Genomic DNA, 23,757 nt, shown 5'->3' with positions numbered 1-23,757 from the left:
CTGGAACCTTGCAAGGGCTGTCACCTTCATGAAGGCAGCTGTTGCAGTTTCCACTATCCCCTGTCACGTTGACATGGGTATGGGTGTCGGCGGAATTCCAATGCTTGAGACTCCTCCAATCGATGCCGTTACAAGGGCAAGCAAGGCAATGGTCGAAATTGCCGGCGTCGACGGCATATAGATCGGAGTCGGCGACCCAATGGGTATGCCGATTTCCCACATTATGGCTTCCGGTATGACCGGGATCAGGGCCGCAGGCGACCTTGTCGCAAGGATGGAATTCTCAAAGAACATGAGGATCGGAGAAGCCAAGGAGTACGTCGCAAAGAAGCTCGGAGTCAGCACCATGGACCTCTCAGACGAGCACGTCATGCGTGAACTCCGTGAAGAGCTTGACATCGGTGTCATTACCTCCGTGCCTGGCGCAGCCAAAGGCATTGCAGCAAAGATGAACATCGAGAAGCTTCTCGACGTCAAGATCAACTCCTGCGATCTCTTCAGAAAACAGATTGCTTAAGATGGACTGGTTCAGGCTCCGGCCTGTACCTTCCTCCATGCAATGGAAAAACGGGAGAAAGCAAAAAAACGCTAAAAGCCGTCAAAATGCTTCAATATCTCCGGGAAACCGCTCTGGAAGATTCCTTCCTGACCCGTGTTCCGGGGATATATCCCTTCCGTCTTTTCCATTTTATTTTTTGGAATTTTATTCAAATCCCTGTTTTTCTTTCATTCAATTCTTAATTTTTCTATTGTCGATTATTCTTTTTTATTTTATGCAGTCATTTTTCTTCGGTTTTCCGATCTGCAGTTTTTCTTTCAGGGTACAATTGTTTAAATTCCGGACTTCCTTTCCGGTTGTTTTCAGTCAGGTTGTTCTGTAATTTTTATTTTTTTGTAATGTAATCTGCTTGATACGATATATTTATATATTTATACGTGCTTTTATTTATTAGCAAATCAAATTTACTTGATTTGCTTAAAAAAGTGCCATTTTAAATCTCCATAATTCGGTAGACTCCTGAAATAATTTGCCTTTGAACCTCCATTCTTTTTTTCCTTTTTTGTCTCCCTGAGTTGATTCTTTCTTTCTTCATCCCTTCTCTTTTTCTTTCTTCCATCCATTTCGGTTTTCCTTTTTTTGATTCCCTGCGCCCTGATACGGAAATCTCTCGAGTGCCTTCAGGGATTTTTATTGCCAGCCCAAAGTTTATCCGTTGATACGATAATTATGCAGGAAATCCAAACCTGCAGGTAAATGCATGAACAGATCCTCATTTCTTGTTTTCATACCTGATTCTACGGTTTATCTTACATTCTGGTGAGAACCATGGCTGACACAATTCACTGGGCGGACTTCATAGCCGAAGACGTGTTAAATAAGAGTGGCAAGCACCTTGTTGCCACAGGAATCACTCCTTCCGGACATATCCATATAGGCAATATGAGGGAGGTCGTGACTGCTGATGCTGCTTACAGGGCACTCCTTGACAGAGGGGCAGATGCTCGTTTAATCTACATTGCCGATAACTACGACCCTCTGCGCAAGGTTTACCCTTTCCTTCCTGAAAGTTATGCCGAGCATGTGGGTAAACCCATTTCCGAGGTTCCCTGCCCATGCGGGGAATGTGCAAATTATGCCGAGCATTTCCTGAAACCTTTCCTTGAAGCCCTGAGACGCCTTGGCATCAACCCCGAGGTTTACAGGGCAGACGAAATGTACAGGGCAGGAATGTATACCGAAGCGATAAAGTCCGCTCTTGTGAAAAGGAATGAAATTGCAAAAATCCTTGAAGAGGTTTCGGGAAAAACAGTTGCAGAGGAATGGAGCCCTTTCAACCCCCGCTGTAACGAATGTGGTAAAATCACGACCACGAAGGTTACGGGTTTTGACCTGGAAGCCGAAACTGTGGACTATGTCTGTGCCTGCGGGCACTCCGGGACGGTGCCGATGGCAGGAGGGGGAAAGCTTACCTGGAGAGTGGACTGGCCTGCCCGCTGGGCTGTTCTTGGGGTAACTGTGGAACCATTCGGAAAAGACCACGCCTCAAGGGGTGGCTCCTATGATACCGGAAAGCGAATTGCAAGGGAAATCTACGGGCACGAGCCGCCCTACCCTATAGTCTACGAGTGGATAATGCTTGGAAAGCAGGGAGCAATGTCTTCTTCTACGGGAGTGGTTGTCTCGATTTCGGATATGCTTGAGGTGGTGCCTCCGGAAGTCCTTCGCTACCTTATCATCCGTACAAAACCTGAAAAACATATCAAGTTCGATCCCGGGCAGCCTCTCCTTACCATGGTGGACGAATACGAGCGGCTCAGGGAAAAATTCCGGGAAAATGATCCCTCCCTCGGGGACTTTGAAAAGAAGATTTACGAACTCTCCCGGGCAACAGGTATCTGCCATCCGGAAATTCCTTTCAAGCAGATGGTGACAATCTATCAGGTCGCCCGGGGAGATTTCGAGCAGGTGCTGAAGATCGTAAAGCGTTCGGGCTTTTCAATTGAAGATGAAAAGTGTATCAGGGAACTTGTGGATAATGTCTCAAAATGGCTTGAACTCTATGCCCCTCCGTTTGCGAAATTTAGCGTAAAAGAAAAGGTGCCTGTGCAGACAGCAACCCTTTCGGAAATCCAGAAATCTTTCCTTGGGGCTTTTGCCGACCTTATCGAAACGAGAGAGACAATCAGCGGAGAGGAATACCATATGCTGGTCTATTCCGCAAAAGATGAAGGTTCTGAACTGAATGGGCTGATCGCAGAAAAGTTAAATGAACCGGTCCCGCAGGTAGACCCTAAAGACCTTTTCAAAGCGATTTACACCTCAATTCTCGGGCAGAACTCGGGTCCGAAAGCCGGCTGGTTCTTATCCTCTTTTGAGAAGGAATTCCTTATAAAGCGGTTCAGGGAAGCTTCAACATACAGCCCTGAAAGGCGCAGTTGAATAATGACCGATAAATATGAAAACAGATAACGGGCAGGTTATAATGGATATGGACATCAAGGACACAGAGATAACTGGCGCGGCAGAAATAAAGGATCTTGATGTACCGGGGAAAAAACCTGCTGGCTCTTCAAAAGAAGGCTCTTCAAAAACAGGTTCTTCAAAAACAGATTCTTCAAAAGAGCACTTCCTTGCCTGGGATAAAGAATACGCCCATCTCAAATGGGGGGGCCCTGCGTCTATTCGGAGTTTGCAGGCTTATCTTGCGCCAGAAGTGAGAGTTCTGGATGCAGGCTCAGGGAACGGAAGGTACCTTGGGGAGCTTTCAAGGCACTACACCGCTATTGGAGCTGATATCTCTTTAACTGCCCTTGGAAGTTCCCGCTCACAGCTTGCAAGAAGCGGCAGGTTTGCAGAACATCTTGGGGCAAGTGTGCATGCCCTTCCTTTCAAATCCGGGTCATTTGACGGAATTCTCTGTTACGGGGTGCTCCAGCATCTTTTTAAAGAAGAGCGGGAAGCTGCTGTCAGGGAATTCTCCCGCCTTCTCTGCTGTGGCGGTTTTATTTTTTTCGAGGCTTTCGGCTGTGAAGATATGCGCTGCGGAGGGGAGCCTTCAAGCCCATTTGAAGAAAAAACTTTTGCCCGGCAAAATGGGATAATTTATCATTATTTTACTGAAGAAGAAGTAAAGGAACTTTTTTGCGGGTTTGAAGTTCTTGAACTGGAAAATGTAATAAAAGAGAAAACTTTTAGAGGGGAATCTTATCAACGGCACATGGTCAGGGGAGTTTTCCGGAAACTTTGAATTTAATTCAGATTTTTTCTGAATCTTCCTACTCATCTGTTTTTTGCCGTTTTAGACCCTCTATACAACTTTAAAAACAACCTGAATATTTTATTTTTTCATACAAAAGCTAACTTCAGGTAATTAAGCACGATTATTACAAGGGCTCCGAAAATTCCTCCGATTGCGCAGATCAGGACTGCTACCCAGGTGATTGCGATTTCAAGTCCTAACAAAAACTTTGCTACGATCAGGGTTAAGATCCCAAGTGCTGCATTTATTGCAAGGCCGGTGGCAGTCTTGAGGACTTTGTACAGCACAAATGCCACTACAGCTGCCAGAATTAATACTGATATTTCGGGAACTCCAACTACCATAGATTATACATAGAGTTCAAATTATTTATATTTATCATTGGGTTTTATGAACCAGTTGTGTCTTTTTGGATATTTGTGTCAGATATACTCGAAAATGGCCTCTTATTTTTTTTATTTGAGGACGGAACACTATTTTACGGCATTTTTCCTTAGAGAGCCCGGACAAATTTAATAATAATTTCATTAAGTGCTGCCTCGTTTGAATAAGTCTGTACCTCCAGTGAAGGCTCAGGATTCCCGAGCACCATTGAAGAGACTGCCGCATCGGACCTGTGCAGGCAGAGTACAGGAATTTTCCGGAGAAGCGCCCTGCATATTTCATAGCCTACACCCATGGACGGTACTGTCACTTCTGCAATCAGCGCATCACTTTTTGCAAGCAAACCAATATCTCTGGCATATATTTCCTGTTCAGTCATTTTTGATTCGTTTTCTTCCAGCTCGGGGTCTGCAACATGCCAGGTGAGTACTTCCGCTCCTGCTTCTTCGAGGGCGTCGTACATAAACCGGTATGTCTCAAGAAGCTGTCTTCCTCCCCGGATCGAGCCTGACAGGAAAATCTTCGGATTCTCTTGTTTTGCAATGTTCTTCTTTTCCATTATCCGATCATCCTTTTTTCTCTTCTATCTCTTGCCGCTCTTTTTGTCTGTTTTTTCTGTTTCGGTTCTCTTACTGTACGCCTCTGAAGTAATGCCCTGTGGTAAAACCTTTCCCGAGATCCTCACATTTTTCCTTTGCCCTCTCTCCGGTCTCACAAAATGCGTCAATTGCTTTCCTGTATTTCCCTGTAATTCTCCTGATTTCTTCTGGATTGTCCATTCCGAGAGTCTCGATTCTCAGGCTTGAAACACCACTTTCGATAAGTACCGGGACATATTCCAGCATGCAGAGGGACCTTGAGTTTAGGAGGTGAGTCCTGCACTGGTAGTCCATGAGCAGGGGAAATTCGTAATTCTTTTCATCTACCAGCTTAAAGTTCCCTGAGGTACAGGGTGCGCTGCACTGATTTCCATCTTTCCCGAGCAGCCCTCCTGCAAGGCAGTGTTCGGATTCCATCAGTTCGAGGCGGCCGTGGATAATGCATTCGGCAGGTCCGTAAGCAGCTACTTCTTTGAGCTCGTCAAGCGTTAATTCGGGAGAAATTACAGCCATTTCTGCTCCTTTCTGCAAAAGAAGGGCAAAGGTATAGCCGTTATAGATATTCATGGGACTGTCTGCAATACACGGAACCTTTTTTTCTTTTGCGAGGTTAAACGTCCCGAGGTTTGAAACAAGGACCCCGTCAGCTCCGAACTTTTCCACATGGGAGAGAAGTTCTTCCACCGGTTTCATCTCGTAGTCCTTCACTATTTTAGGAGTATTAAAATAGATTTTACTGCCTGCAGCTCTGGCTTTCAGAACAGCGCTTTCAAAAATAGATTCAAGACTCCTGCCGGAAGCCTCCTCTCCGTCGGAGTTTTTCTCTTTTCCGGCTGCTTTCGGCCTTCTATAAAGTCCCTCTCCGAAGTAAACACAGTCTGCTCCGCCTGCAAGAGCTCCTTCAAGCCCTTCAGAGGAATACACGGAAACTGAAAGCAAGGGCTTTCCCGGAAGTTTTTGGGTTTTTATTTCCTCTATCTCCCGTGTTTCCCCTATTTTCTCTGTTTCCTCTGGTTTCCCGTTTTCCTCTATTTCCTCTATTTCCGTTGCCTTTTTTTCTCCAAATACAGGGAACTGCAGATTTTCTAGAGGCGCCCGCTTCCACTTTGATACGCGCAGGTTTTCAAGCTGCAAGACCGCTTTTGTCCTCAAGTCGTTCAGTTGCCCAACGGGAATAAAAATATCCTCTTCTACATTCACATTAAGTTCGGCTGCCTCAAAAAGAGTATTTCCAAGCTTGGTGAGCTGTTTTTCTATCTGGGCTTTTGAGGTTGGCACCTTTTCTGCCTTCTCGACCAGATATTCGGATTCAACTGCCACTACATTTGAATCGCTGTCCTTTATTTCGAGCCTGGCAGGTTTTCCCGGGGCAATGGTTGCTGTGATAAGTAAGGGGATCTTAGGCCTCAGGGCTCCGAATTCGCTTTCTTTTTTAAGGGAATCCATGAGTTTCTTGTCATGTGTCCTGTAAACCGTGCTTCCTGATGGCGCCCTTGAATCAAAGGAGATCTCTATGACTTCTCCTTTCCCCGCATTGTATACAGGGCCCCTTTCAGTATACATCGAGGATATGATTTTTCCTTTATCTTCAGGCCTGGTCTCGGCATTTTCGACCATTATCCCGTCTCCCAGGCGGAGGGAGTTTGAAAGTTTTATGCGAATACGCTTTGTGCGCGTGTCATAGCTGACAACCGTGCCTGCGGGAATCCCGCGGTTGTGGGGGTTTTCCCGGCTCATAAGTTTTTCACGCGGGTTTCCAAAAAAGTAGCCTGAAGTAAAGCCGCGGTTAAATAGCTGGGTAAGGGTCTCCTGCTCCTCTTCGGAAACCGAATAACCGGCAGGGTTTTTCAGGTACCTGTCAATCAGGCGGTGGTAGATCCTGACAACTCCTGCGACATACTCCGGCCTTTTCATCCTGCCCTCAATTTTGAAAGACTCGATCCCGGCTTCTATAAGGGCTCCAAGGCCTGAGGTTGTGTTAAGGTCCTTAGGGCTTAAAAGATAACTGCCACTGGTTTTAACCTGCTTTCCTGCACAGTACAGCCTGTACTTTTTGCGGCACGGCTGGGCGCAGTATCCCCGGTTTCCGCTTCTTCCCCCTATAAGACTGCTCAGAAGGCACTGGCCTGAATAGGATATGCAGAGGGCTCCATGTACGAAAACCTCTATCTCTACATCATTTTTTTCTTTTATCTTATTTATATCTTCAAGTGAAACTTCCCGTGAGAGTACAACTCTTTCGATTCCCAGCTCCTTTACAAAAGCAACCCCTTCACTGTTGTGCAAAGTCATCTGCGTGCTTGCATGCAGGGGAAGGTCAGGCAGGTATTTCCGGGAAAGGGAAATAAGTCCAAGATCCTGAATGATGATTGCATCTGTTCCCATTTCTCTCAGGCGGGAAAGCAGTATAAGAGCACTTTCCATTTCCCCTTCCTTGAGCAGGGTGTTTACGGTTACGTATATTTTTACGCCCCTTAGATGGGCATAATCAATAGCTTTTTCAAGCTCTTCTTCTGAAAAATTAGATGCATATCCCCGGGCGCTAAAAGCCCTGGCTCCTATGTATGCAGCATCAGCTCCGTTTTCTACAGCTGCCGTAAGGGCTTCCATGCCGCCGGCCGGTGCCAGCAGTTCAGGTTTCGCAGGCTTCATCAAATGGGATTACAGAGTATGCTCTTAATTAAGCTTTGGCATCCTTTTTGGAGAACATAAAACTGAAAATCAAAAAGTGCGGAAATATTCCTTCCTGCAAGCTGATAACTGCTCAGGAAGCAATTCCTCTTAAAAATACCTTAAAACCAATCGGTAATACTGTTGTAAAAATAATAAAAGGGGGAGTAGATTATTAAAGAGCTAACGGACAAAACCCGATATAATGTTTTTCCGGGTTATGCTTTTGGCCCAATTATCCAGGTCATAATCCTGTTGTTTTTCTTATCTTTTGAGGTTTCGCAGAGTATTTTTCCATCATGCATGTGGGATTCGCAGGAATAGTTGACTTTGTCTTCCTTTCCCATGTGCTTGAAGTGTACCTTGAAGTATCCCTCTGAGCATCCTATCCCGTATTTAATCCAGCCTTCAATATCCGCTCCACCCTCACAGCTTCCATCGCATGCAATAAGCTCAAAGATCTTTTCTTCATAAGACCCGATTTTTTCTGGAGCAAAATGGCCTTTTTTGTACTTCCCCTTCTCAATTTTCTGAGCCTGAAGCACAAAGTCCTCACCGGTGTTGTTCAGGATCTTCAACTGCAACCCTTCAAGAGTTTCCATAGTTTCTGTTTCTGACATCTTCGATTACCCCGATAAGAATTCAGATAAAAATTCCAGATAAGAGATTGCCTCTAATAAATAAAAAAGTATCTCAAAATATCTGGAAGTAAATATATTATAGAAGGAAGAATCGCTGAGGTAATCGAAGCTCCTGATGCCGTAATGCTCTGGGTGAAGTAAAGCCCTGGAAAATAAATCTCCTGGAAAAATAGATCCCTTGAAAATTAAGGATTATGGATGCCAGGCTCTTCTGAAGGGCATCATCCTCAATTTTTTCCAGCATTCAGAGCCTTACAGGGATTTCCCGCTCTCTCAGGTACTCTTTTACTTCTCGTATTGAATATTCACTGAAGTGGAAAATGCTTGCTGCAAGGGCTGCATCGGCTTTTCCTTTGGAAAACCCTTCATAGATATGCTGTGGGTTTCCAACTCCGCCAGAGGCGATGATTGGGACATCCAGTTCTTCGGAGAGCTTTCTTGTAATGGGGATATCGTAGCCAGCGCAGGTCCCATCCCGGTCCATACTTGTAAGCAGGATTTCTCCTGAACCCAGTTCTTCTGCTCTTCTTGCCCACTGCACGGCATCAATCCCCGTAGTTTCCCTGCCTCCGTAAATTACCACTTCATACCAGGCGGGGGTCCCATCTTCAAGTTCCAGTATGGTTTTGCCGGGATTGTTCTTTATGTCTGTATTTCGCCTGCAGTCAATCGCAGTAACAATACACTGGGCTCCGAATATGTCAGAGGACTCTTTTATAAAATCAGGGTTTTTTATTGCCGAGGTGTTGACCGAAACCTTATCAGCGCCTGCCCTCAGGATCTGGCGGATAGCGTTTATTGAACTGATCCCGCCTCCAACTGTGAGAGGGATAAAAACCTCATCTGCGGTCCTTTCGATCACATCGATCATGGTTCCCCTGCCGTGAGCTGAAGCTGTGATATCCAGGAAAACAAGTTCGTCTGCGCCGTCTTCATTATAGCGCTTGGCGAGTTCCACAGGGTCTCCGGCCTCTTTCAGGTCCACAAACTCCACACCCTTGACTACACAGCCGCCTGCCCTATCAAGGGTCACATCAAGGCATGGTATGATTCTTTTGGTGAGCATCAAGGGATATTGAAGTTAACTGTTATTAAAAGCTTATTGAAATTAAGCGGTAGAAGTCCTGAGGGCAGCAGGCTGTCAGAATAAGTAGAGATGGAATAATCTGGTGGTCCCTAATTAACTGGTTGATATATTCCAGAGTCCGGGAGAAGATCTTCCGTTTTCTCTCCCTGCGCCGCAAGAACCTGGGCCGACCTGCCAACCAGATAATAAGCGACCTAAAAACCGACAACACGATTAAGAGAGATGAAAATACATTGGATAAAAGCCCCCGGACTGAGAGATCACTTTCCTTTACCTCAGAAACCGTTTTTAATTCAAGTAAACATCAGCACCTCCACCAGCCGGTCTGGAGGCCCTGCAAAAAAGCAGAATAAACAGATGTGAAATGCCAAAACCCATCAAGTAGTCCTCTTGAGCGAGCGAAGCGAGCGAAAAGGACAGCGCACTGCAGAGCCGCAACTCTGCTGATTCAGCCAAAAATATTCATCACACGTGCGCCTTCAAGTCTGGACATCTCTATTTCGGAACATTCCAGCACTTTCTTTCTAATTCTGATCGGGGCTCCCACCCTGAGGGCGAGGGCAATGCAGTCACTTGGTCTTGCATCGAATTGCATTATGTTATTGTCCTTTCTTATCAGGAGGCGGGCATAATAGACTTTATCCACTTTATCATCGATCATTACGCCTTCTACCTTTATTTCCATACGGTCAAAAATATTAACCATGAGGTCATGAGCCATCGGGCGAGGAGGAGAGATATTTTTAAGCACGTTTCCTATTGAAAGGGCTTCCAGATGCCCAATATATATGGGAAGCATCTCGCCTTTTAAATTCTCAAGCAGTACTACCGGAGTAGGGTCACTGAAAACATCGACTATATAGACATCTTTGACATGAATTTCTTCAAAATCCTCGTAATTATCGATGTCCATATCAAGTAGTTAATTTCACATATATTAATACCTTATTTAATTTTTTTTAATTTATTAAAGGAGATGCTTATAGCCTTGCTTCAGATTTTTTTCTAATGCCAAATTATCAAGTTCTTAATTTTTTGGGAAACCATGTTTTCCGAGCATAGGTACGAAGGTAACCTCACCTTTTCTTTTCTTATGTATATTGCCATTGCTATCTTTTTTAATCCTGATAAGTTCCTGGAAATAATCCCCTACAGGAATTACCATTATCCCCCCGGGTTTCAACTGTTCCAGCAGAGTCTTAGGGATAGAGGGCGCTGCGCATGTTACAACTATCCTGTCATAAGGTGCATACCGGGGATAACCTATTGATCCATTCTCAAGTAATACTGTAACATTATCGTACCCCGTTTCTTCCAGGTTCTTCATTGCAAAATTTACAAGAGGTTTTATGCGCTCCACAGTGTATATACGTCCGGTTTTTCCTATGAGCTCTGCCATCACTGCAGCATTATATCCGGAACCTGCCCCAATTTCCAGGACTTTATGCCCTTCAGACAGCTCCAGGATTTCACACATAATAGCAACCATATGAGGGGCGGATATTGTTTGCCCGTGGCTGATTTCTAGAGGTCTGTCCGTATAAGCTGCCCTTTGCTCATATTCCGGAACAAACCTGTGTCTGGGAACACGGAGCATGGCCTTGAGCACATTTTTTTCCAGTACGATACCTTCAAGCCTTTCTACAAGGAGCTTGCGAAGCTCTTCGAATTCTTTTTCTTCTTTTGTTCTTCTCTTGTTATCCTTACCATAGTCCTTTTCGGAAATCGCGTTGACCAAAATCATCCTCCTTCTTTCTGACAATTTTGTTTACTTGTTTTGCAAGCACAACGTCGCTTTTCTGGACCTGAATACCCTATCCCTAACTTTTATTTTATTGATTAAAAGGCGTGGATTTCCAACTTCTTCTATCTGCGTCATACTCCTGGTTCTTTTAAAACCCGTATTTGCCTATCAAAGGCACGAAAATAACTCCCCCTCTTTTCTCTTTGTGTATATTGCCTTCGCTATCTTTTTTAATTCTGATAAGCTCCTGGACATATTCCCCTACAGGAATTACCATTATTCCTCCGGGTTTCAATTGCTCCAGTAGAGGTTCAGGGATGTCAGGAGCTGCGCATGTTACAACTATCCTGTCATAAGGAGCATAGCTGGAATAGCCCACAGATCCGTCTTCAAGCAGTACGGTAACGTTTTCGTAGCCGGCTTTTTTCAGGTTCTCCCTTGCAAAATTCACAAGGGGCTCTATGCGCTCAACAGTGTATACATGCCCCTTCCTCCCTACAAGTTCCCCCATTACTGCTGCATGATATCCTGACCCCGCCCCTATTTCCAGGACCTTTAGCCCTTCCGAAAGCTCAAGGAGATCACACATAATGGCAACCATATGAGGGGCAGAGATAGTTTGCCCGAAGCCGATATTCAGAGGCGTATCAATGTAAGCCCCCTTTTTCGCGTATTCCGGGACAAATATATGCCTTGGGACCTTGAGCATGGCTTTGAGGACTTTTCTTCCTGTTCCATGGATCTCAAGCCCTCTTATGAGGTGCTCTCGCATCTCTTCGAGTTTATGCAGTTCTTCCTGGTCTTCGTCCTGTTTTCTTACTCCCTTTTTTTCGATGTGGTTTTCTTTACCACGGTCCTCTTCTGCTCCCACCCTGAATTGATCCTTCTCTTTTCTTTTTGGCAAATATACGTTTTACATATTTTGCAAGTACAACGTCGTCTCTCCTTGACCTGAACAGCCCGTCTCTGACCTTGATTTTGGTGATGAAAATCCTGGTGTTTCCAACTTTCTCCTCTGCTCCCACTACAAATTCATAGTCTCCGGGAACGCGTTTTTCCATTACTTCCGTTTTTTCAGTTCCTTGCTGTACGGAGAATTTTACAGTTATCTCATCAATTGCCCTTCCCCACACTGTCTCTATTTCTTCTGCAATGCCTGCATTGACACGTTTTCCTCCTGCTTCAAGGGAGGTGATCAGGATAGGGCATACCATTCCCGTCTCTTCATCGTCAACAATCAGCTCGTCATCCACCTCAAGAACAGTCTCGGAATCCAGATCGGTTTTGAAGGTATTTGAGGTATCCATCTTGCTGACAATGACCCTCACGCTGATGTTTTTCGGGGTTTTAATCTTTGCAGGATGCACCTGGCCGCACTTCATACAGCGGACAAGCGGGCTCTGTCCTTCTTTCAGAACTTCATGTCCAACTTCCTCTTGCGGGGAACAGGAGGGGCACTCAATATCAATTTCTCTTATCATAGTCTAATCAGTAGATGGATTCAAAATACTAAATACTTAACTTCTCCGGTGATGTTTTCTTCTGAAGGTATCTTGTAGGAGAAGTTCGGACATAAAAAAGCCCCATTAAAAATAAATTCGAGATAAAGATAAAAGAGTAAAAAAGCAAATGGCTCCTGAATTTAAACCCTGAGCCTGGAACGTTGTTATCCTTTTACTATCCATTATCCTGGAAATTACTATCCATTATCCTGGAAATTACTATCTATTATCCTGGAAATCAGCCCATCTCTAGCTTCCTGGTTATTATTCCAGATTCAAGGTTTTTCCAGCCCGGTTAATGATTTTTTTGTATTTGCCGTACACAGGTGGGCTCAAGAGGCGCTCGACGAATGGGAAAGAAGGCTTGAAATGCCAGTAGTGTGTGATTCCTCAGGCGAACATGAGTGGCATTCGATATTGATCTGCTGTGTCATGGCAGGTATGTTTTCCAATTCTCTCTATTCTACTTAGTTGGTTCCTAAAACTTTTTATATTACCATTCGGAATACTGATTCCTTTATCCTCCCGTCCTGTCTGATATCAAAAGTTTTATTATAATGAAATGCGTAGTCTTACATCTCATAATTGAGACGCATCTCAAAATTAAGGCAATAAGGGTGCCGACAGTGCCGGACATTGAATACCTGAAGAAACTTGCCCTCAGAGGGGCAGTAAACAAAAATGTTAAGGTCTCTTCGAGTGAGTTTCACAAGCATACGGGGGACAGCTCTAAAACCGCAGCAAGAAAGCTAAAGCAGATGGAAGAAGAGCGGTTAATTGAAAGAAAGATAGTCCCCGGTGGCCAGTTGATAAAAATGACCGAAAAAGGGATTGAAATCCTAAAGAACGAATACGTTGAATACAACAGGATCTTTTCCTCAGAGCCTGATACCCTGGAACTTGAAGGAAATGTGCTTAAAGGTCTTGGTGAAGGTCAGTACTATATAAACATCCCCGGATACAGGAAGCAATTTGAAGAAAAACTGCATTTTGTACCTTTCCCGGGTACTCTGAACGTGCAGCTTTCTGAAAACAGCTCGGCTCTTCGAAACAGGCTGCTAGAAATGCCCGCAGTCCGGATAGAAGGTTTTAATGATGGAGAACGCACTTTCGGAGGCGGGAATTGTTATCCTCTCAAAGTAGAGGGCATAGAAGCTGCTGTGGTCGTTCCTGACAGGACGCACTACCCATCGGATTTAATTGAGATTATTGCACCGGTAAAACTCAGGGATGCCCTGAAATTGAAAGACGGAGATAGAATTGTGACACGGGTAAAAAAACAGGGTATGGAGGGACAGGAATGAGCGAGAGTACAGTATGCGAATGCCTGAAGTATAGTAATGAGAACATCAACAGGGCACTGGAAGCCCTGCGTGACGGAAAAATGATTCAGATCTATGACTCGGACTCCAGGGAAGGAGAAACGGATCTTGTGATCCCTGCAAAGGCTGTCACTTACACAGACGTTAAGTGGATGCGGAAAGACGCAGGAGGGCTTATCTGTGTGGCAGTAGATCCTGTGGCATCAAAACAGCTCAGGCTGCCTTTTATGGCAGACATTGTCCGGGAAGCCAGCAAAACAAGTGAATCCCTCGGAGAAGTTGTTGAAAAAGACGGGGACCTTAAGTACGATTCACATTCCTCTTTTTCCATCTGGGTCAACCATAGGGATACAAGAACAGGAATCCCTGATCTTGAAAGAGCCCTTACAATCAGAAAAATCGGGGAAATCACGGAAAACTCCCTCTCCGGAAACGGAGTCCGGTTTGGAAACGAGTTCCGGACTCCCGGGCATGTGGCTCTCCTCCGGGCTGCCGAAGGGCTTCTCGATGAACGCATGGGCCAGACAGAGCTTTCAGTTGCCCTCGCCAGAATGGCAGGAATTACCCCTGCAATGGTTGTCTGCGAGATGCTGGATGACGTTAGTGGGAAAGCCCTTTCAAAAGAAAAATCAAAAGAATATGGCAAAGAACACGGGCTTGTCTTCCTCGAAGGGCAGGAAATAGTTGAAGCCTATATGTTGTGGGCAGGCTCAGGGTGCTAAAACACCTTTTCTTTTCCACTTTGATTTCTTTTCCACTTTGATTTCTTTTCCACTTTGATTTCTTTTCCACTTTGATTTCTTTTCTACTTCCGATTTCTTTTCCACTTTTAATTTCTTTTCCACTTTGATTTCTTTTCTACTTCCTATTTCTTTTCTACTTTCGATTTCTTTTTTACATTTTTCTGGTTTGCTAGTTCGGGACAGCAGAATATTATAATATAAAACGTAAGTTACTATCTAACAACAGCGTCTTCCGGCTATACTAAACCTTTTGTTTCTGTCGTTCTGTATTCCTGTGTTTTGCAGTTCACATCTGGGGGTGCCATCTGGTGATGCATAGGTTCAAAAAAGTCCAGCAAGTTCTTGTTCTTGTACTTTTCCTGAACCTTGCCGTAGCTTTTGCTAAAATCATTTACGGGAAATTAACCGGCACCTTAAGCATGACTGCGGACGGATATCATTCCCTTTTTGACGGGGTATCCAATATTGTGGGTCTTGTGGGAATTTTTATTGCATCCCGCCCTCCTGACAGGGAACATCCTTACGGCCACCAGAAGTACGAAACAGTTGCTTCGATTTTTATAGCTGTCTTGCTTCTGTTTGTCGGGTTTGAGATCTTCCAAAATGCTCTGGACCGTTTTCTTGTACGGAGCACTCCCGGGGTAACAGCCCTGAGCTTTATCATTATGCTCGGGACAATGGGTGTGAACTACATGGTCACTCGCTACGAACACGGGAAAGGGGTAGCTTTGAGCAGCTCGGTACTGATTGCAGATTCCATGCACACTAAAAGTGATATCTATGTCTCTTTCTCGGTTATAGTAAGCCTGATTGCGATACGGTCAGGTTTTCCTCTGCTTGACCCTGTAATCGCCCTTCTGATTTCTTTCCTTATCTTCAGGGCCGGGTTCAGGATTATGAAAGAGAGTTCAAAGGTTCTGCTTGACATGTCCCGACTTGAGGAAGAAGAGATCTGCAACCTTGTTATAGGAATTGAGGGGGTGCTCGGCTGCCACAAGATCCGGACTCGTGGAGGCATGGGCGATATCCGGATAGATATGCATGTGCTTGTGCGGTCTGACATGCCTCTTGAAGATGCACACCTTATCGCTCACAGGGTAAGCAAAATGCTGAAGGTTGAGTACAAAGACGTTACTGATGTGGTTGTGCATCTTGAACCTGCCTTACCCCAAGAATCAAATAGCAAAAAAACCAGTTAAGATGCATGGCTGGAAACGTTTTCGGGCAGATGTTTCAAATCACGACCTGGGGAGAGTCCCACGGCAGGGCTGTAGGTGTAGTGGTTGACGGGCTGCCTGCAGGGCTTCCTTTTTCCGAAGCCGATATCCAGAAAGAACTGGACAGACGGCGCCCCGGGCAGAGTGAGGTTTCCACTCCCAGAAGCGAGGCTGACAGGGTGGAGATACTTTCAGGAATTTTCGAAGGCATGAGCACAGGGACTCCCATCTCCATGCTGGTCTGGAATTCTGATGCCAGGTCTTCTTCTTATGATGCTATCAAAGACACTCCCCGCCCCGGTCATGCCGATTTTACGTACATGGCCCGTTACGGAATAAGGGACCACCGCGGGGGAGGCAGGTCTTCAGCGCGGGAAACAATAGGCAGGGTTGCAGGCGGGGCTCTGGCAAAGCTTTTGCTATCCCATTACGGAATCCGGATTGCCGGGCATGTGCTGGAGCTTGGCGGAATCCGGGCAAACCTTCTGTCTTTTGAAGAAATCCTCAAAAACGTGGAAAAAACCCCTGTTCGCTGTGCCGATCTCGAGGCTGCCGAAAAAATGCTTGAAAAAGTTGCAGCCCTGCGGCAGGAAGGAGATAGCGTCGGCGGAATTGTCGAGGTTATTGCAAAAGGCGTGCCTGCAGGTCTTGGAGAGCCTGTTTTTGACAGGCTGGATGCAGACCTTGCAAAAGCCCTTGTGAGCATCCCTGCAGTCAAAGGCTTTGAAATCGGAGCCGGATTTGAGGCCGCCCGCATGCGCGGAAGTGAAATGAACGATTCCTTCCGCATGGAAGACGGAAAAATTACCTGTTCGAGCAACAACGCAGGTGGCATCCTCGGAGGAATCTCATCGGGCCTGGACATCGTCTGCCGTGCTGCAGTAAAGCCTACCCCTTCCATAAGTAAACTTCAGCAAACCGTTGACCTCTCAACTAATGAAAATGCCGAAATTGCAATCAAAGGGCGTCACGATCCCACGATTCCTCCGCGCATGGTGCCGGTTGCCGAAGCCATGGTTGCCCTTGTGCTTGCCGACCATATGCTGAGGAGTGGTTTTATTAATCCCAGAACCCTGTTGGAATAAAGGTAATACAGTGAGTGCGGCCTCTCTCCCCCAAAATCCACTCCAATTTATATACACTCTCCGCCGCAAATCACTTCTTTTTTATCTTTAATTTTCAATCCTTAATACAGACGATCCGACATGTAGTTACCTGGATTTCAGATTTTGGTTTGAATATCGACGTAAATACCCGAAGACTGGTGACCATTCTTTTTTATCCGCGGAAAACAGCTGTGGTAGCTATTACCTTATAAGTTTTCTGACCAGAGTCTCAAACTATCATAAATTAGAGGGTCGATTACATACTCGAAAATTGTGTGAAGCCTGTCAGTTTGATGATCTGGCTAGAAAACTTATATAGAGCTAATTAAAAGTAGTTTATGGAGTTAGAATGTATTTTCCAGCTTCGCCTGAACTCCACGTTCCAGAGGCGTGATTATGCCGGTTTTGAGGGTCTCAAGGCTTGCCTGGTCATGCCTTCCGGGAAACGTTACTTAAATTTTTTAGTTTTCTCTTAATTTACCTGCTTCAGTTAAAATGTGAGGGATTTTTCTTGAAAATAAGGGCACTGATAGTCTTCTTACTGGTGTTTTCGCTGATCTCCGGATCAGGCTGCATCGACAGCAGCAGCGAACCCGTCAATGAGACCGGACCGGAAAAAATGACCGATAACCTGGACGGTTCATTTAATGATACCGTAGGACCGGAAGAAGTAATAGATGATCAGGACAGTTCATTTAATAATGCCGCAGAAGCTGCTCCTGAAGAAACCTTCTCTGAAAAGAGCAATACCCTTGAAAAGCAAAGCTCCTTTTCCGGATATTACAGGAAAGAAAATCTGCAGTTCGAGCCTGAAGTTCCTGCTTATTCTCTGCCCCTAAAGGTTTCCGAAATTGCAAATTATAACGATTTCACTCAGAAAATTCCCCTTACAAACGAAAGCAGGAATTTGCTGTACAAAAATGGATTTGTTGTACTCGCAGGTGAAGATTCCGAAAATCAATTGATAACAGGGAAAACACTGGTAAATGAAACTTATCGAGACCTGAAAATAGCTGATGTTCCTATCTTCATTACGTCGGATTCTCTTCTTCACCTTTATCACATCCAGTTTGATGAGACGCTAAAAAGGGTAGAATCTGAGGAATTTTACTCCGAGCTCTGGAAACTTGACAAAGCTCTTCTTGAAGCCTCCATATATGATTATAACAGCGCATCAGGAGGGAAAAAGGAAGCTGCAAGAAGAAATGTTGCATATTTTGCGGTCGCTTTGAGCCTGCTCCAGCCAGAAGAGAATCAGATAAAGTCTCAGTTTAAGGTTCCTGAATTTGTAAAAGATGATGTTGAAGCCGAGCTTGCTCTTATAGAATCTCATGAAGGCTTTGAAGCCTCTCCTATTTTCAAGTACAACGAAGATTATTCTCAGTATGTGCCCAGAGGACACTACACTAACTCGGAAATCCTGGAGAAATATTTCAAGGCCATGATGTGGCACGGTCGAATAAGTATGTTCCTTCAGTCGGACATGATTACTGAAGAAGAATCAACGGCAGAAGAATTAGCTGCAGAGTACCAGGAAAATGAAGAAAGAATTCAGACTATGCAGGCATTTTTAATTTCTGACCATTTTGACAGGAGCAAAAACCTCCGGGCAAGATGGGACAGAATTTACTATGTGACGGCTTTCTATGTCGGGTTTTCCGATGATCTCGGGCCCTATGAATATGCAGAAGCTCTGGATACTGTTTTTGGGAATGATAGGTCCGGAGTGAGTTTTGACAATGAAAGCCTTGCAGAACTGATAACCGAGCTGGATAAATATGAAAGCCCCAAAATCTACGGCGGAACCGGGAAACTAATTCCGGCAGGCTCTGAAACTGAAAACGAAACCTTTGAGGCCGCAAAAGGGTTCCGGTTCATGGGTCAGCGCTACATTCCTGACTCCTATATTCTCCAGAAGCTCAATCCTCCCGCCCTGAACATCATGGGCCTCCTTGGTTCTGAAAGGGCCAGAGAACACCTGAAAAATATGGGTGTTTCCGAAAATGAAGAATACAAAAACCGCTACCGGTCTCTCGAAAAAGAATTTGGGGCTTTTGATGAGGAGGACTGGAATAAAAACCTCTACTGGGCTCAACTATATGCTTTAAAGCCTCTCCTTGTAAGCTATCCCGAAGGGTATCCCACCTTCATGCAAAATAAAGCCTGGGAAGATAAACAGCTTAATGCAGCCCTTGCTTCCTGGACCGAGCTCAGGCATGATACCATCCTCTATGCAAAGCAGGAGTACTTTACAGGTCCTCCTCCCCCGAAAGAGAAACGTGTTCAGGGATATGTGGAACCAGTTCCAGAATTTTATGCAAGGATGCTTGCCCTTACTAAAATGGCACACAGCGGGCTGGCGGAAATGGAAGTTCTTGATGAACAGTCAGATGAAGATTTCACAACTCTTGAAAACACTCTTGAAATACTGCTGGAAATCTCTATTAAAGAGCTTGAAAACAAAGAACTGACAGATGCAGAGTACAAATTCATCAGGAATTTCGGACAAAACATAGCTCCAATGCTTGAGAATGTGGATATAAAGTCTCAGATGTCCACTCTGGTTGCGGATGTTTACACATCTCCCGCCGGAGTTCTGGAAGAAGGAACCGGAAAACTGGACCTGATAGTAGTAGCCTATAAACAGCCTGACGGCAGGATTGTGCTCGGGGCAGGCCCTGTAATGAGTTATTATGAGTTCTTGCAGCCTCCGGGAAAAAGATTGACGGATGAAGAGTGGAGAGAAATGCTTAAAAATAATCCTCCTGAAAGGCCGGAATGGGTTGAGTCCTTTAGGGGATAAAAGATGCTATCCTGAATAGCTTATCTTTTTCATCCATTTTTTTCTTGTTAAGAATACGCGTTGATAATACAAACAAAAGCGAGGAACCTCTCCTGAAGTGTGCAATTATGAAGCATAATTTTCAGAAGGAACGCTTTCGCACATATACAGAACAACAAAAATTGTTATTTTGCTACTTTACAAAGGAGTGATAAGGTGAGTCTATTTAATAAAATAATGGCAGTAGTTTTAATTTTCTTTTTCTTTATGATGTTTCTTATTATAGCACCACTGGCGTTCACGACAATCGAACCACTTTATACGATCACGAATTATGATGAACACCCACATAACGCAACCATCAGAATTACTGGATACAACGGAGAGTATTTTGAAGAAACAAATTATCAGCTCAATTCAGGACAAACTGTAAGTGTAGAAAAACCAAAAAAGCTTTTACTAAAATGGTCAAACCCATTTAAGGATGGGTACTTGTACTTCGCATCCGGGGATTATCATTACCATATTGTATCTGAAAATATGTCAGCAATATATTATTCAACTCCACACCTTACAAACACTGTAATCTTTGAACTAATCAATGAAAGTGGAGAATTCAACGTGTCCATTACAGAAATGACGTAAAAAAGGAATAATTAAAAAATGGGGCCAGACTCACATAAAACCTATTTTGAAGTAGTTTATTCCTGTTTTTAGTAAGCTTCTTTTTTGCAAGCTTTTCAGTAATCTTAAGACTGGCCCCCCCACTAACGCTCAACTTCCAAATGCTATATCGTTATCCAGAAAGTATTTTCCTACCGGGCTGCGGATTCTCAAACTGATGTAATCTGTCCGAGCATCCCTCTGCTCAGGCGGAGATTGAAGTATCATAATAATATAGTAATAAAATCTTCAGTCCACCATTCGGATGAATACATGACTTCCTCTTCTCTTTTCACAGGTCATTGTTTGAAATGACAGAATATTAATATTACTTTATTAATATGACCTCTCAAGTTTTAATTAGATTAACTTTAAGTAAAATTGGTTCTGATTTCTATTCAGTCTTCAGATTATGATTTTTACTTCCTAATTATCATTAATTTGTAAATCTCATTTCCCTCTGACTTCCATTAAATCTCTGACTTCCATTAATATAAACCATTAATCTCTGATTGCCATGACAAATGCACCAAGACTTATCGCATGGGAACTTACTGCGGGCTGCAATCTGAACTGCGTGCACTGCAGGGGAGCTTCTACTTCCTCGGTTCCTGAAGGTGAGCTTACAACTGAAGAAGCTAAGCATTTCATTGACGAAGTTGTAGAGCTTGGAAAACCAATTCTCATCCTTAGCGGAGGCGAACCTCTCACCAGAGCGGATGTCTTCGAGATCGCACGTTACGGGACTGATGCCGGGCTCAGAGTAGTGCTCGCAACAAACGGCACTCTGCTGACCCCTGAGCTTGTGGATAAATTAAGAGATGCCGGGGTGCAGAGGCTCAGCATAAGTATCGACGGAGCGATTGCAAAGACCCATGATGAGTTCCGTGGCATGCCGGGAGCCTTTGATAGAACTCTTGCAGGCATCGAAGTCCTCAGGAAAGCAGATTTTCCTTTCCAGATCAATACAGCGATTTCAAGGCGCAACCTTGAGGAGATCCCGAGAACCTTTGAGCTTGCAAAAGAGCTCGGGGCAGTTGCGTACCATGTCTTTTTCCTTGTGCCCACAGGCAGGGGAGAAGAATCCGATGAGGTTTCCCCTGTGGACTACGAGCGTGTTCTGCACTGGTTCTATGACATGCAGAAAGAATCGGAAATCCAGCTGAAAGCGACCTGTGCTCCCCACTATTTCAGGATAATGCGCCAGAGGGCAAAAAAAGAAGGCATCGAGATCTCCGTAAAAACCCATGGCTACGAAGCCATGACAAAGGGCTGCCTCGGAGGGACTGGCTTCTGCTTCGTATCAAGCGTTGGAGAGGTCTATCCCTGCGGCTACCTTCCCGTACTGGCTGGAAATATCAGGGAACAGTCTTTCAGGGACGTCTGGGAAAACTCCGAGGTCTTCAGGAAATTGAGAGATCCCGAAGAGCTTAAAGGAAAGTGCGGGATTTGTGAATACAAAAAAGTCTGCGCAGGCTGCAGGGCAAGAGCCTATGCTGCTACAGGCGACTATCTCGAAGAAGAGCCTTACTGTATTTACAGGCCTGGGAAAAAATGATAGTGATCCAGATGATTGACATTGATAATTTAAAAGATCAGCTCAAGAAAGAGGCTGCCGATTTTTCCTGTGATATGGATCCTTATGACAGGGAAGTTCCGGTAATAGAACTTGACGAAACCGATAAGAAAATCCTCAACCTGGTCCAGCAGGAAGTCCCCCTCGAAGTCGAACCTTTTGCAAGGTTAGGCGAGATTCTCGGGCTTCCGGAAACTGAAGTCATTGAAAGGCTGCGTGAACTCAACATGAAAGGGGCAGTAAGAAGGGTAGGCCCTATCCTCAGCATGAGAAATATGGGGGGCGTAAGTACTCTTGTAGCCCTGAAAGTGCCTGAGTCCCGCATAGAGGAAGTTGCTATTTTTATTAACGAGTATCCTGAAGTTTCCCATAATTATCTCAGAAGTGCTGCACAATATAATCTCTGGTTTACGCTTTCTGCTCCTAATAAAAACAGGCTTGAGAGGATTCTCAGCGAAATTCGGGAGAAAACAGGCTGTCCTCTTCTTGATCTTCCTACAAAGCACCTGTTTAAGATCCAGGTAAAGTTTGATATCAGGTGAAAAAAATGGATAAAACGGATGTAAAACTGCTAAAACTCGTGCAGGACGGAATTCCGATTACACACTCTCCCTTCAGGGGATTTGCTGCCGAACTTGGAATCAGTGAACAGGAGGTTGTTGACAGGCTTAAAAGCCTCCAGAAAGCCGGGAAGATCCGTCGCTTTGCGGCTTCAATCGGGCACAGAGCCATAGGCATAACAGCCAATGCAATGTGTGTCTGGAATGTCCCGGATGAGCAGATCGAAACGGTAGGGAATATCATGGCTGAATTTCCCGAAGTTACGCACTGTTATGAACGCCCCCGTTATCCTGACTGGCAGTACAACCTGTTTACAATGGTCCATTCCTATACTCCCGAAGACTGCGAAAAAGTGGCTGAAAGGATTTCGGAAGCTACCGGGGTTAAGGATTATACCCTTTTCTTCAGTGACAGGGAGTTCAAGAAAACAGGAGTCAGGCTTTAAGGGCTGACTAATTAATTCATCTTATATATCGAGGTCCCTGAAAATGGCTGGAACAAATAATTTTCTCCCCCTAATGCTTGACCTTTCAGGCAGGAAAATCGTGATTTTCGGAGGCGGTTCTGTTGGGGAGCGCAAGGCTGAGCTTTTCTGCGGCTGTGCGGATACTGTCGTTGTCAGCCTTGATTTCTCCGAAAGGCTGCAGGAACTTGGAGCATCAGGGCAGGTAAGGCTGATCCGGCTTGACCTTACGGCGGCAGCGGATTCCGAGCTAAGGGAAATCATTTCAGGGGCTTTTCTTGTTATTCCTGCAACCAGCAGTTCCGAACTTAACCGGAAAATCACTGATATTGCAGGGGAAAGCGATATTTTGATTAATCAGGTGGATGCTTTAGGTAATGTTGTAATCCCATCAGTCATCAAAAGAGGAGACCTTGTGATAGGGATCTCCACCCTTGGGCACAGTCCTGCGGTCTCTAAATACACCCGCAGGCAGATCGAAGGCGTGATAACTCCTGCATATTCCGATATGATCCGGCTTCAGGACGAGTTGAGGACTTACCTCAAACTGCACATAAAGGAGCAGAGGAAAAGGAAAGCCCTTCTCTGGAAAGTCCTTGAAAGCGAAAGTGTCTGGAATGGATTTTCCGAATCATATGAAAAGGCAGCAGAAATCGCATATGCCATAATCTCAGATAATTCCGGAAATTCCGACCTGTAAAATCAGGCTGGAGGTTCACAGGCACATGCAGAGTATATTGAAAGGAAAAGGGTTACTCTGCGAAAGGAAACGTTCTGTGAATGAAAATGCTTTAAATAATTACCCTTTATATAGAAACCCTTAAGTGAAAAATGGCTGATGATTCTTTAATTACCCTTTAAATAGAAACCCTTAAGTGAAAAATGGTTGAGGATTTCTGGACAAAGTTTAATTTACAACTCCTTATATTATTCATT

General features: G+C 44.8%; 25 protein-coding genes and 1 pseudogene. 15 read left to right on the top strand and 11 right to left on the bottom strand.

Annotated elements, in window-relative coordinates:
- A pseudogene (locus EO93_RS06805) lies at positions 1–517 on the top strand ([dimethylamine--corrinoid protein] Co-methyltransferase); the annotation flags it as partial.
- Between the two features lie 446 nt (positions 518–963).
- Here the strand turns inward: EO93_RS06805 and EO93_RS17315 are convergent.
- Entirely contained in the window at positions 964–1,122 is a 159-nt protein-coding gene (locus EO93_RS17315) for a hypothetical protein (protein WP_156161251.1), read from the bottom strand.
- Positions 1,123–1,327: 205 nt separating this feature from the next.
- Between EO93_RS17315 and lysS the strand changes: the two genes are divergently transcribed.
- On the top strand, positions 1,328–2,941 hold the full coding sequence (gene lysS / locus EO93_RS06800; RefSeq protein ID WP_048161632.1) for a lysine--tRNA ligase: 1,614 nt from the start codon (positions 1,328–1,330) through the stop codon (positions 2,939–2,941).
- A 16-nt stretch (positions 2,942–2,957) separates the two neighbouring features.
- Entirely contained in the window at positions 2,958–3,749 is a 792-nt protein-coding gene (locus tag EO93_RS06795; RefSeq protein ID WP_235284137.1) for a class I SAM-dependent methyltransferase, read from the top strand.
- A 98-nt stretch (positions 3,750–3,847) separates the two neighbouring features.
- Here the strand turns inward: EO93_RS06795 and EO93_RS06790 are convergent, their stop codons facing one another.
- The 3 genes from EO93_RS06790 to EO93_RS06780 form a co-directional block, all read right to left on the bottom strand.
- Positions 3,848–4,105, bottom strand: coding sequence for a pro-sigmaK processing inhibitor BofA family protein (locus EO93_RS06790; protein WP_048161630.1), 258 nt, complete (start codon positions 4,103–4,105; stop codon positions 3,848–3,850).
- 149 nt (positions 4,106–4,254) lie between these two features.
- The gene (locus EO93_RS06785; protein WP_048161625.1) at positions 4,255–4,704 is read right to left on the bottom strand and encodes a nucleoside 2-deoxyribosyltransferase; all 450 of its coding nucleotides are present in this window, start codon (positions 4,702–4,704) and stop codon (positions 4,255–4,257) included.
- Positions 4,705–4,774: 70 nt separating this feature from the next.
- Positions 4,775–7,396, bottom strand: coding sequence for a DUF3656 domain-containing protein (locus EO93_RS06780; RefSeq protein ID WP_048161621.1), 2,622 nt, complete (start codon positions 7,394–7,396; stop codon positions 4,775–4,777).
- 47 nt (positions 7,397–7,443) lie between these two features.
- Between EO93_RS06780 and EO93_RS17310 the strand changes: the two genes are divergently transcribed.
- Positions 7,444–7,593, top strand: a complete 150-nt coding sequence (locus EO93_RS17310; protein WP_156161250.1) for a hypothetical protein — start codon at positions 7,444–7,446, stop codon at positions 7,591–7,593.
- A gap of 39 nt (positions 7,594–7,632) precedes the next feature.
- On the opposite strand, the gene EO93_RS06775 is transcribed toward EO93_RS17310, so the two are convergent.
- Positions 7,633–8,034 (bottom strand): hypothetical protein, encoded by a 402-nt coding sequence (locus tag EO93_RS06775; RefSeq protein ID WP_048141566.1) that lies wholly within the window; start codon positions 8,032–8,034, stop codon positions 7,633–7,635.
- 265 nt (positions 8,035–8,299) lie between these two features.
- Complete coding sequence (gene hisF, locus EO93_RS06770; RefSeq protein ID WP_048161619.1) at positions 8,300–9,121, bottom strand: imidazole glycerol phosphate synthase subunit HisF; 822 nt, start codon at positions 9,119–9,121, stop codon at positions 8,300–8,302.
- 122 nt (positions 9,122–9,243) lie between these two features.
- On the opposite strand from hisF, the gene EO93_RS06765 reads away from it, so the two are divergent.
- A complete protein-coding gene (locus tag EO93_RS06765) occupies positions 9,244–9,495 on the top strand; it encodes a hypothetical protein (protein WP_048161617.1) in 252 nt (83 codons plus the stop codon).
- A 95-nt stretch (positions 9,496–9,590) separates the two neighbouring features.
- Here EO93_RS06765 and EO93_RS06760 read toward each other — a convergent pair whose 3' ends face one another.
- From EO93_RS06760 to EO93_RS06745, 4 genes are all read right to left on the bottom strand, one after another.
- Positions 9,591–10,055, bottom strand: coding sequence for a bifunctional nuclease family protein (locus tag EO93_RS06760; RefSeq protein WP_048134398.1), 465 nt, complete (start codon positions 10,053–10,055; stop codon positions 9,591–9,593).
- Positions 10,056–10,169: 114 nt separating this feature from the next.
- Complete coding sequence (locus tag EO93_RS06755; protein WP_048161615.1) at positions 10,170–10,886, bottom strand: protein-L-isoaspartate O-methyltransferase; 717 nt, start codon at positions 10,884–10,886, stop codon at positions 10,170–10,172.
- A 148-nt stretch (positions 10,887–11,034) separates the two neighbouring features.
- Complete coding sequence (locus EO93_RS06750; protein WP_048161613.1) at positions 11,035–11,790, bottom strand: protein-L-isoaspartate O-methyltransferase; 756 nt, start codon at positions 11,788–11,790, stop codon at positions 11,035–11,037.
- Entirely contained in the window at positions 11,732–12,367 is a 636-nt protein-coding gene (locus EO93_RS06745; protein ID WP_048134404.1) for an HVO_0476 family zinc finger protein, read from the bottom strand. Before EO93_RS06745 ends, EO93_RS06750 begins: the two co-directional genes overlap by 59 nt.
- A gap of 647 nt (positions 12,368–13,014) precedes the next feature.
- Here EO93_RS06745 and EO93_RS06740 point away from each other — a divergent pair.
- Together EO93_RS06740 and ribB are read left to right on the top strand one after the other, a co-directional pair.
- On the top strand, positions 13,015–13,692 hold the full coding sequence (locus EO93_RS06740) for a winged helix-turn-helix domain-containing protein/riboflavin kinase (protein ID WP_048134406.1): 678 nt from the start codon (positions 13,015–13,017) through the stop codon (positions 13,690–13,692).
- On the top strand, positions 13,689–14,432 hold the full coding sequence (ribB, locus tag EO93_RS06735; protein WP_048161611.1) for a 3,4-dihydroxy-2-butanone-4-phosphate synthase: 744 nt from the start codon (positions 13,689–13,691) through the stop codon (positions 14,430–14,432). The genes EO93_RS06740 and ribB overlap by 4 nt, the downstream gene beginning before the upstream one ends.
- On the opposite strand, the gene EO93_RS18415 is transcribed toward ribB, so the two are convergent.
- Complete coding sequence (locus tag EO93_RS18415; protein WP_255350199.1) at positions 14,421–14,555, bottom strand: hypothetical protein; 135 nt, start codon at positions 14,553–14,555, stop codon at positions 14,421–14,423. The genes ribB and EO93_RS18415 overlap by 12 nt on opposite strands.
- A gap of 209 nt (positions 14,556–14,764) precedes the next feature.
- Here EO93_RS18415 and EO93_RS06730 point away from each other — a divergent pair, with 209 nt between their 5' ends.
- The 8 genes from EO93_RS06730 to EO93_RS06695 all read left to right on the top strand — a co-directional run bounded on the left by EO93_RS06730 (position 14,765) and on the right by EO93_RS06695 (position 23,521).
- Positions 14,765–15,652: a cation diffusion facilitator family transporter gene (locus EO93_RS06730; protein WP_048161610.1), complete on the top strand. Its 888-nt coding sequence runs from the start codon at positions 14,765–14,767 to the stop codon at positions 15,650–15,652.
- Between the two features lie 5 nt (positions 15,653–15,657).
- Complete coding sequence (aroC, locus tag EO93_RS06725; RefSeq protein WP_048161608.1) at positions 15,658–16,755, top strand: chorismate synthase; 1,098 nt, start codon at positions 15,658–15,660, stop codon at positions 16,753–16,755.
- Positions 16,756–17,395: 640 nt separating this feature from the next.
- Complete coding sequence (locus EO93_RS06720; RefSeq protein ID WP_048161640.1) at positions 17,396–19,579, top strand: DUF3160 domain-containing protein; 2,184 nt, start codon at positions 17,396–17,398, stop codon at positions 19,577–19,579.
- A 216-nt stretch (positions 19,580–19,795) separates the two neighbouring features.
- Positions 19,796–20,203: a hypothetical protein gene (locus EO93_RS06715; protein WP_235284136.1), complete on the top strand. Its 408-nt coding sequence runs from the start codon at positions 19,796–19,798 to the stop codon at positions 20,201–20,203.
- A 526-nt stretch (positions 20,204–20,729) separates the two neighbouring features.
- Positions 20,730–21,779, top strand: a complete 1,050-nt coding sequence (ahbD, locus tag EO93_RS06710) for a heme b synthase (RefSeq protein WP_048134412.1) — start codon at positions 20,730–20,732, stop codon at positions 21,777–21,779.
- Complete coding sequence (ahbA, locus tag EO93_RS06705; RefSeq protein WP_048134414.1) at positions 21,776–22,339, top strand: siroheme decarboxylase subunit alpha; 564 nt, start codon at positions 21,776–21,778, stop codon at positions 22,337–22,339. The genes ahbD and ahbA overlap by 4 nt, the downstream gene beginning before the upstream one ends.
- Before the next feature lie 5 nt (positions 22,340–22,344).
- Positions 22,345–22,803, top strand: coding sequence for a siroheme decarboxylase subunit beta (gene ahbB / locus EO93_RS06700; RefSeq protein ID WP_048134415.1), 459 nt, complete (start codon positions 22,345–22,347; stop codon positions 22,801–22,803).
- 43 nt (positions 22,804–22,846) lie between these two features.
- Positions 22,847–23,521, top strand: coding sequence for a bifunctional precorrin-2 dehydrogenase/sirohydrochlorin ferrochelatase (locus EO93_RS06695; RefSeq protein WP_048161606.1), 675 nt, complete (start codon positions 22,847–22,849; stop codon positions 23,519–23,521).
- Positions 23,522–23,757: the final 236 nt, after the last annotated feature.

The organism is Methanosarcina sp. 1.H.A.2.2 (assembly GCF_000979975.1).
Classification (GTDB): Archaea; Halobacteriota; Methanosarcinia; order Methanosarcinales; family Methanosarcinaceae; genus Methanosarcina.
This window is presented reverse-complemented; position numbering and strand designations above follow the sequence as displayed.